The organism is Actinomadura sp. KC345 (assembly GCF_004348515.1).
Lineage (GTDB): Bacteria > Actinomycetota > Actinomycetes > Streptosporangiales > Streptosporangiaceae > Spirillospora.
The window spans coordinates 1-8,932 of sequence record NZ_SMKH01000306.1 but is presented as its reverse complement, the minus strand read 5'-3'; the positions used below and the strand labels follow the sequence as shown (position 1 = coordinate 8,932).

The following is an 8,932-nucleotide window of genomic DNA, read 5'->3' as shown; positions in this document are numbered from 1 at the left end:
CTCGTGGGCTCTCGTGGCTTATATGGGGTCAGCGCGGGACGGCGTATTCGGCGGGTGGGGTCGGTGTCTCGCCGAAGCAGGTGGCGATCGGATCCTCGATGGAGCACCAGCCGGGCTTACGTACCGGGACATACCCGGACGGGACGCCGCGGTTCGCGATGATCGACCGGTAGGTCGGGACGGCGTCGGTCGGGCGGCGTGTCAGGGACGGGTCGGTCAGCACGTCCACCGTGTAGATGCCGAAGCGCGCGCGGTAGCTCCCCCACTCGTAGTTGTCCGTGAGGCTCCAGTAGTTGTAGCCCATCATCTTCACGCCTTCGGCCATCGCACGCTGGATCCAGTACATGTGGTCGCGGAGATGGTCGGTGCGCGTATAGCCGTCTGGGCGCGGCCTGCCGTCATCGGTCGGCATGCCATGTTCGACGATGTAGACGGGCAGGTGCGGCAGCCTGCGCTGGTAGTTCTTGAGGACGTAGTAGAGCCCTTCCGGCTCCGGATCGACCTTCCAGTACTCCCCGGTGAGGGCGTGTATCGCGGTCAGGTTCTCCAGGTTCGCGCCGTAGTAGTAGTCGATCCCGATGAAGTCGAGCTTGTCGGTGACGTCGTTGAACATGGCCGCGTCGAAGATGCCGTTGACGACGGAGCCGTAAGCCACGTTGCTCGACACCATGGCGCCCGGATCGACTCTGTGAATCATGTCGTAGGCGGCGCGGTGCGTCTTGATGAGGGCGTCGCGCATGGTCAACATCTGCCCGAGGTCCAGCGGACGGGCCATCAGCTCCTCGAAGATGTAGGAACTCGCCTCGTTGAACGTGATCCAGATGACGTCCTGGTCCTTGTACCTGTCGACGACGAACTTGGCGTTGCGCAGCCAGTCCTTCTGGGTCTGCGGGTTGTCCCAGGCGCCCTGGTCGGCGACCCACCCCGGGTACACCCAGTGGTCGAGCGTGAGCATCGGCCGCATTCCATTCGCCTTGATCTGGCGGATGAGGTCGTCGTAGTAGGCGATCGCCTCCGGGTCGCGGTGGCCCCGTCGCGGCTCTATCCGCGACCACTCGATGGAGGTGCGGAAGACGTCGACCCCGAGCCCCTTGGCGAGCTTCAGGTCACTGGGGTAGCGGTTCCTGAAGTCGACGGAGTTGCCGTACGGGTGCTCGACCCCGGATCCGCCGCGCTCCGCGTACCTCGTCCAGTTGCTGTCGGGGAACGACCCCTCGCTCTGGAAGCCGGACGTGGAGACGCCCCAGAGGAAGCCGGGCGGGAACTTGGCCGTCGCGGGCGTGTGCGCCGTGGTGGAGAGCGCCGTGGTGGAGAGCGCCGTCGTGGACGCGGCGGCAGGGGACGCGGTCAGCGCGAGCGCCACCGAGAGAGCGAGGGCTGTAAGGACGTGCACGGGGCGTGCTCTGCCGGGCCTGCCGAACACGGAACTCCCTCCGAAAACCGGACATGAATGTTCTTCGGACTACAGGTGGCCCAGGCGCTCCCGTCAACCCCTGTCCCTGACCGAATCCAGCTATCCGGACTGACCGCTTCACCGGTCGTCCCGCACCGGAGGAGGCGGCATGGCAACCGAGGGGATTCATCGGAATTGGCCACGATCGACGGCATTTAGCGATCTGTGATCAACCACACAAATGACCACCCGAGCTCCCGGGGTTTTCCACAGAACGTGGTTCTACCGCCCCGCCTTCGTCCGGAGCGCGAGCATGGACGCCGGTCTTCATTCGGGGATCGGTGACACGTCTCACACGTCCCGGAATGAAGCCGTAATCGACGCAGGGCAATGGCGGGGCGCCGTCCCGTTGCCAGTGCCTGCCGACACGGAATCGCCGAGGGGGATTTGCCATGTTCGCCCGATCTTGTCTACGTTCCTGCTCGGTTCATGCGGCACAGAAGGCCGCCCGGACAACAGAACACGCACTCCGACGAGCGGCTGCGGCGTGGCGCCGGCACCTCCGTGCCCGGCCGTCACGACACCCCGAGGCCGTCCCCTGGGACCCCTCCCGGAAAGCCGCCGTCGGCCGCCGAATCCGTGCAGTTCAGAGGCACGGGACCGGTCACGGCCGTCATTCCCCTTCTTCCTTTCGGGGCCGGGCGGCCGCCGCATCCCGAATCCATGGCGAACACCCCGTGGACGACGGCTGCCCGGTAGGCATCACCCGCGAAGTCTGGAGTCATTCTGCATACCCCCCGAATAACCCCGAAGACCGGAATCACCGCCGGCGTCCTCACGTCGGCCGCGGCGCTGGGAGCGTCCCTTCTCACGACGGCTCCCGCAGCGGCGGCACCGCCGCAGGAGGCCGTCCTCACGGCCACCAAGGCCGCCGCATCCCGGTCCGCCAAGCAGAAGAAGCGCGCGGCCCAGGCCGTGAAATACGCCTCGAAGCAGATAGGCGACCCGTATCGCTACGGCGGGACGGGCCCGGGTTCGTGGGACTGCTCAGGCCTCGCCGGAGGCGCCTGGCGCAAGGCCGGGGTGAAGCTCCCCCGCACCAGCCAGCAGATCTACCGCGCCGTCAAGAAGAAGGTCTCCTGGAAGGGGGCCGTCAAGGGCGACCTGCTGTTCTTCTACGACGGCCGGACCCACATGGGCATCTACGCCGGGTACGGCCACATGATCCACGCCCCCAACTCGGGCTCCAAGGTCAAGAAGATCAAGCTGAACGGCTACTACAAGCGCAACTTCAACGGCGGCGTCCGCCCCGGCCTCTGACCGGGGCCGCCGCGCACCGGCGGCACACACCGCCTGCCGCGGCCCGGACCGCCCGCCCGCCCGGCGTCGCCGTGCCGGCCGGCACGGGGCTCTCGCCCCGGTCCCTACGCCGGCCCGGCGACGCGGGCCGGGCCGGCGCGGCCGCTCCGTCCCGCAGCGGCGCCCCGCCGTCTCGACCCGGTCCTGCCCCCGCGTCAGACAAGGGCCGGGTAGTCGGTGTAGCCGCGGTGGTCACCGCCGTAGAACGTCGCCTGGTCAGCCTCGTTGTAGGGGCCGCCGACCCTGATGCGGGCGGGCAGGTCGGGATTGGCCAGCCACAACTCGCCGAAGGCGACCGCGTCGGCCACACCGTCCCGCAGCGCCTGGACCCCGTCCTCCGGCGCCGCCGGGAACGACCGCGCCGTCGGATGCGGGTTGAGGATCAGCACCCCCGGCCACTCGGCGCGGATCCGGTGCGTCAGATCCCGGTTCAGCTCCTCCAGGACGTGCAGGTAGGCGAGACCGTAGGGCGCGAGCGCCGCGATCAGGGCCGAGTACAGCTCGGGGGTGTCGCTCTCGCTGACGCCCTGCGAGGAACCGCCCGGGGACACGCGCAGGCCCACCCGCTCGGCCCCGACCGCGTCGGACACCGCCCGAACGACCTCGACGGCGAACCGGATGCGGTTCTCGATGCCTCCGCCGTACGCATCCGTCCGCGTGTTGCTGCCGTCGGCGAGGAACTGCTGGATCAGGTAGCCGTTCGCTCCGTGCAGCTCCACTCCGTCGAACCCGGCCTCGATCGCGTTGCGCGCCGAAGCGGCGAACTCCTCCACGGCCCGCGCGATGTCGTCCAGCGTCATCTCACGGGGAACGGGGTGGTCGAGCATGCCGTCCGGCGTGAACAGCCGCTCACCGGACGCGAGCGGCGACGGCCCGAGCGGCAGCCCGCCGTCCGGGTACAGGACGGGATGACCGACACGGCCCGCGTGCATCAGCTGGGCGAAGATCCGTCCGCCCTCGGCGTGCACCGCGTCGGTCACGCCTCGCCACGCCGCCACCTGGTCTTCGGAGTGGAGGCCCGGCGTGAGGATGTATCCCTGGCCCCGGACACTCGGCTGCGTGCCCTCGGTGATGATCAGTCCGGCGCCGGCACGCTGCCGGTAGTACTCGGCGGTCAGCTCGGTCACGGTGCCGTCCTCGGTGGCCCGGCTGCGGGTCATCGGCGCCATCACGAGGCGGTTGGGCAGTTCCAGCTTCCCCGCGGACAGTGGCTCGAACAGTTCCTGCATGATGTCCTCCTAGTACGTCCTAGCTGGTCAAGAACGTACGAGCCGTTCACCACGGGGCGAATCCGTATGACTTCGGTAGTCAGCCCCGTAGTTTGGAGGCGTGCTTTACGGGCGGAACGACGAACAGGCGCGGATCTCCTCGATGATCGCCGAGGCACGCGATCATGGCCGCAGCGGTGCGCTCCTCCTGCGCGGGGAGGCCGGTGTCGGCAAGTCGGCGCTGCTCGCCGGGGCGGCCGCGCTCCTGCCCGCGGACGGGCCTCCGCACGTCCTGCGGATGACCGGGGTCGAGGCGGAGTCCGGCATCGCGTACGCGGGGCTCACCCAACTGCTGTGGCCCGTCCGGGAGCGGCTGGAGACCCTCCCGCCCCCGCAGGCCGCCGCGCTGCGCTCCGCGCTCGGTGGCCCGGAGACCGCGACCGCCGGCCCCACGCCGGACCGCTTCACCACCGGCCTCGCCGTCCTGACACTGCTCGCCGACCTGGCCGAGCAGGACGGCCCGCCCCTCGTCCTGGTGGACGACGCGCAGTGGCTCGATACCGCGACCGCCGAAGCACTGCTGTTCGCGACGCGGCGCCTCGCGGCCGAGGGCGTCGTGATGCTGTTCGCCGCCCGGGACGACGCGTTCGCCGGCACCGGCCTTCCGGAGCTGCGGGTCGAACGGCTGGGACGCGACGACGCCCGGCGCCTCCTCGCGGCGCGGGACCTCGCGCCCGCCGTCCGCGACCGGGTGATCCGGGAGGCGGCCGGCAACCCTCTCGCGCTGGAGGAACTGGGCGCCGTACCGACGGGCCTCGCGCACGGCCCGGACCCGCTGCCCGTCGCCGACCGCGTCCTCGCCTCGTTCCGCGCGCAGATCGGCCGCCTGCCCGAGAGCGCCCGGCTCATGCTGCTGATCGCGGCGGCCGAGGGGCGCGGGCACGTGCCGTCGCTGCTGCACGCGGCGCACCACATGGGCGTCGGCCTCGCCGACCTGGAGGAGGCCGAACGCGCCCGGCTCGTGACGGTGACCGGGCGCACCATCGCCTTCCGCCACCCGCTGATCAGCGCCGCCGCGTACCATGGCGCACCCGCCGCGCGGCGCATCGCGGTCCACCAGGCGATCGCCGACATCGCCGACGATCCGGACTGCCGCGCCCGGCACCGCGCGTCCGCGACCATGGCACCGGAGGAGCACATCGCCGCCGACCTCCAGAGCGCGGCCGAGCGCGCCCGTGGCCGTGTCGCCTACGCGACGGCGGCCCGGCTCTACCGCCAGGCGGCGGACCTGACGCCCGCCCCCGAAGCGCGCGGCACCCGGCTCGGCTCCGCAGCCGCCATGATCCTTCAGGCGGGACGGCTCGACGAAGCCGAGGACCTGGCCGTCCAGGCGGAGAAGCTCACCACCGACCCCGCCGGGCTGGCGCGGCTCGTCCGCGTCCACGCCACCGTCGAGTACGAGCGCGGCGACCCGCGCGCCGCGTCCCGCATGATGGTCGACGGCACCGCCGGCGCCGCACCGGAGGAACGCACCGCGATGCTGCGGACCGGTGCCGTGTACGGCTGGACGTCCGGCGAACTCCCCGCCGTCCTGCGAGCCGCCGAACTCCTCCCGGACGACCGCGTGATCCACGGCCTCGCCCTCCTCGCCGAAGGCGACCACCCCCGCGGCCTCCCCCTCCTCAACCAACTGGTCACCGAAACCCGCACCACCCCGAACGATCGGGTTCGGGGCGCCCAGCTGGCGCTGATCGTCGGGGACGACGACGCGGCCCTGGAACTGGCGGGCGCCGAGGTCGCGCATTCGCGGCGGCACGGCCTGATCGGTGCGCTGCCGGACGTCCTGCAGACGCTGGCCCAGACGCAGATCGCGGTCGGCCGGCACGCGGACGCGGAGGCCACCGTCGCCGAGGCGATCGCGCTGGCCCGCGACACCGGGCGTCCCCACCGTGAGGGACGCCTCAGCGCCGCCCTGACACGCGTCGCTGCGATCGAAGGCGACGAGGTCCGGCTGCGGGAGCTGATCGCCGAGGCCCCGCAGCCGCACGGCGGCCTCGCCGACAGCGCACTGGCGCTGCTCGATCTCGGCCTCGGCCGCTACGACGACGCGCTCCGCCGGCTCGAAGAGATAGCCCACGGCCGCCATCGCCACAGCACGGGCAGCATGGTCTCCGCCGCCGACCACGTCGAGGCGGCCGTACGCTCGGGGCAGGCCGAACTCGCTCGCGCACCCTTCGAGCGGTTCCGCACCTGGGCCGAGGCAGGAGAGCAGCCATGGGCTCTCGCGGTGGCCCTGCACTGCGAAGCCCTCCTGGCCGACAGCGAAGAACCCTACGAACGGGCTGTCCAGATGCATGAACGGTCGACGAGGCCGTTCGAGCGGGCCCGCACAGAACTCCTCTACGGCGAGTGGCTGAGGCGGGCCCGCCGACGCTCCGATGCACGTGTTCCGCTCCGCTCGGCGGCTGAGATCTTCGAGCGCCTCCGCGCGACCCCATGGCTGGACCGCGCGCGCGCCGAACTACGGGCCACCGGTGAATCCGGGCCTTCTTCCGTAGCGACTTCGCCGGATTATCTGGACCGTCTCACGCCGCAGGAGCTTCAGGTTGTCCGCCTGGCGGCGGCGGGCACGAGCAGCCGCGAGATAGCCGCCCAGCTCTTCCTCAGCCCGCGAACGGTCGAGTACCACCTCTACAAGGCGTATCCGAAGCTCGGTATCTCGTCCCGCAAGGAACTGTCCCGCCTCCCCCTGGAGCCCGCCACCACATGACGACGCACGCGTACACGGCTCTCCAAGGGCTCGCTCTAGGGGACGCGCTGGGCTCCCAGTTCTTCGTCCCGGCCAACCGCCCCTTCTTCGAAGCGCAGACCCTTCCCCCTGGGCCTTGGCAGTGGACGGACGACACCGAGATGGCGGCGTCCATCTACCTCGTCCTCACGCGGCACGGAACCATCGACCAGGACGCTCTAGCCGCGAGCTTCGCGGAGCGGCACGACTTCGACCGCGGCTACGGTCCCTCCACAGGACGCCTTCTGCGGCTCATCCGTGAAGGGGGCGACTGGCGCACCCTCGCCAGGGAACCGTTCGACGGCGCGGGCTCGTGGGGAAACGGCGCCGCGATGCGTGTCGCGCCCCTCGGAGCCTGGTTCGCGGACGACCCGGCCGAGGCGGCCCGCCAAGCCGCGCTCTCCGCCGAGGTAACGCACTTTCACCCCGAGGCGGTAGCGGGCGCGATGGCCGTGGCCGTCGCCGCGGCCATCGCACCCACCACACCGGCACCGGGCAAGTTCATCGACGAGGTCCTCCGCCACGTCCCTTCCGGGACGGTCCGCACGGGCATCGCCGAGGCCCGTCACCTCCTGACCATCGGCGACCCGGCCACGGCGTCCGCCGTCCTCGGGAACGGCCGCCAGGTCGCCGCGCACGACACCGTCCCGTTCACCATCTGGGCCGCCGCACGCCACCTCGGCGACTACGAAAGCGCCTTCTGGACGACCGCCGCAGCCGGTGGCGACATCGACACCACCTGCGCCATCGTCGGCGGCATCGTCGGCGGCGCCCCCGCCGCCTGGCTGCCCCACTGCGAACCGCTGCCGTCCTGGGCGCTATGAGAGCGTGCGTGCGAGGAAGTCCACGGTGAGCCGCCACGCCCGCTCCGCGGGTTCCGGCTGGTAGAACATCGGCGCCTTCCGGTTGTGGAACGCGTGCCCGCCGTTCTCCTGGACGTGGATCTCCATGCCGTCCCGTCCGTCTACCGCACGTTCCACCTTCGCGACGTCCTCCCGGGGGATGTACGGGTCGTCGCCACCGAAGTGGAACTGCACCGGACTCCGGATGGCGTCGATCTGGTCCAGGGCACCCGGCACACCCGACCCGTAGAAGGACACCAGAGAATCGATCTCGGCCCTGGCGCCCAGCAGATACGCGAGCATCCCGCCGAAGCAGAACCCCAGGACACCGACCTTGCCGACGCCCGGCAGCCCCTTCAGAACCGCCAGCGCCGCCGCCGCGTCCTCGACGCCCTTCTCCCAGTCGAACTGGGAGACCATTGACATCCCCTTCGGCACGGCCTCCTCGTTGTGCACGACCGCCCATTCCGGCTCGATCCGCCAGAACATGTCGGGCGCCGCGACGACATACCCGAGCGCCACCAGATCCCCGGCGACCGCCTCCATGTACTCGCCGACCCCGAAGATCTCCTGGAGGAGCAGGATCCCCGGCCCCCCGCCCTCCGGAGCCCACACGTGCAGGTTGAACTCACCGTCCGGGACAACGACCTTCTCAATGCGCGTCATATCACCCGATGATCGCGTAAACGGCGCTCGCATGCGCGACGGTCTTCGAATCCGCCGTCATGCCGATCTCCGCGAACGCCAGCGTCCGCCCCAGCTTGGTCAACTCGACCGCCACCAGCACGTCCCGCCCCACCACGGGCCGCTGAAAAGAAGTGCTGAGCTGCACCGTCGTCATGGGGACGAACCCACCCTTCGCCCCCGACACGGCGATGACCACCGCCGTGTCGGCCGCCGCCATCAACGCCTGCCCGGACAGCGCCCCGCCCTCCCGGGCCAGCCGGTCCGACCACGGCAGCCGCAACACCGCGGTGCCGTCCCCGACCTCCTCGACGACGAGGCCCAGGTCCAACACCCACGGCGCAAAATTCTCACGCAGGATTTCTTCAGGCTTCACCGTCACATGATGCACGCTGAGGGCATGCACGAGGAGATCTTCCTGCCGTCCACCTACACGACCGGGGTCCCGTACGACACCTTCAGGAAGCTGCGGGCCCAGTCCCCGGTCACCTGGGTGCCCGAACCGGCGGTCGGCCCGTGGCCCGCGGGCCCCGGCTACTGGGCGGTCTTCCGGCACGCCGACGTCAAACACGTCCTGCGCTCACCGGACCTGTTCTCCTCGAACCTCGGCGCCACCCAGATCCGCGACCCCGACACGCCCGAGGATCTCGCCTTCGTC

General features: G+C 70.7%; 7 protein-coding genes and 1 pseudogene. 4 read left to right on the top strand and 4 right to left on the bottom strand.

Annotated features, from left to right (window positions below; all coding sequences use genetic code 11):
• Positions 1-28 precede the first annotated feature (28 nt).
• Positions 29-1,423 (bottom strand): family 1 glycosylhydrolase, encoded by a 1,395-nt coding sequence (locus tag E1281_RS33205; RefSeq protein WP_131883672.1) that lies wholly within the window; start codon positions 1,421-1,423, stop codon positions 29-31.
• Positions 1,424-2,368: 945 nt separating this feature from the next.
• On the opposite strand from E1281_RS33205, the gene E1281_RS33200 reads away from it, so the two are divergent.
• Complete coding sequence (locus tag E1281_RS33200; RefSeq protein WP_243717668.1) at positions 2,369-2,713, top strand: C40 family peptidase; 345 nt, start codon at positions 2,369-2,371, stop codon at positions 2,711-2,713.
• A 194-nt stretch (positions 2,714-2,907) separates the two neighbouring features.
• Here the strand turns inward: E1281_RS33200 and E1281_RS33195 are convergent, their stop codons facing one another.
• Positions 2,908-3,981, bottom strand: a complete 1,074-nt coding sequence (locus tag E1281_RS33195; RefSeq protein WP_207943640.1) for an alkene reductase — start codon at positions 3,979-3,981, stop codon at positions 2,908-2,910.
• A gap of 100 nt (positions 3,982-4,081) precedes the next feature.
• Here E1281_RS33195 and E1281_RS33190 point away from each other — a divergent pair, with 100 nt between their 5' ends.
• Together E1281_RS33190 and E1281_RS33185 are read left to right on the top strand one after the other, a co-directional pair.
• Positions 4,082-6,730, top strand: a complete 2,649-nt coding sequence (locus tag E1281_RS33190) for a LuxR family transcriptional regulator (protein ID WP_131883669.1) — start codon at positions 4,082-4,084, stop codon at positions 6,728-6,730.
• Positions 6,727-7,572: an ADP-ribosylglycohydrolase family protein gene (locus E1281_RS33185; RefSeq protein ID WP_131883668.1), complete on the top strand. Its 846-nt coding sequence runs from the start codon at positions 6,727-6,729 to the stop codon at positions 7,570-7,572. Before E1281_RS33190 ends, E1281_RS33185 begins: the two co-directional genes overlap by 4 nt.
• Here E1281_RS33185 and E1281_RS33180 read toward each other — a convergent pair.
• Entirely contained in the window at positions 7,567-8,256 is a 690-nt protein-coding gene (locus E1281_RS33180; protein WP_131883667.1) for a dienelactone hydrolase family protein, read from the bottom strand. The genes E1281_RS33185 and E1281_RS33180 overlap by 6 nt on opposite strands.
• A 1-nt stretch (position 8,257) precedes the next feature.
• Positions 8,258-8,680, bottom strand: a complete 423-nt coding sequence (locus E1281_RS33175) for a PaaI family thioesterase (RefSeq protein ID WP_207943639.1) — start codon at positions 8,678-8,680, stop codon at positions 8,258-8,260.
• On the opposite strand from E1281_RS33175, the pseudogene E1281_RS33170 reads away from it, so the two are divergent.
• A pseudogene (locus E1281_RS33170) lies at positions 8,675-8,932 on the top strand (cytochrome P450); the annotation flags it as partial. The gene E1281_RS33175 and the pseudogene E1281_RS33170 overlap by 6 nt on opposite strands.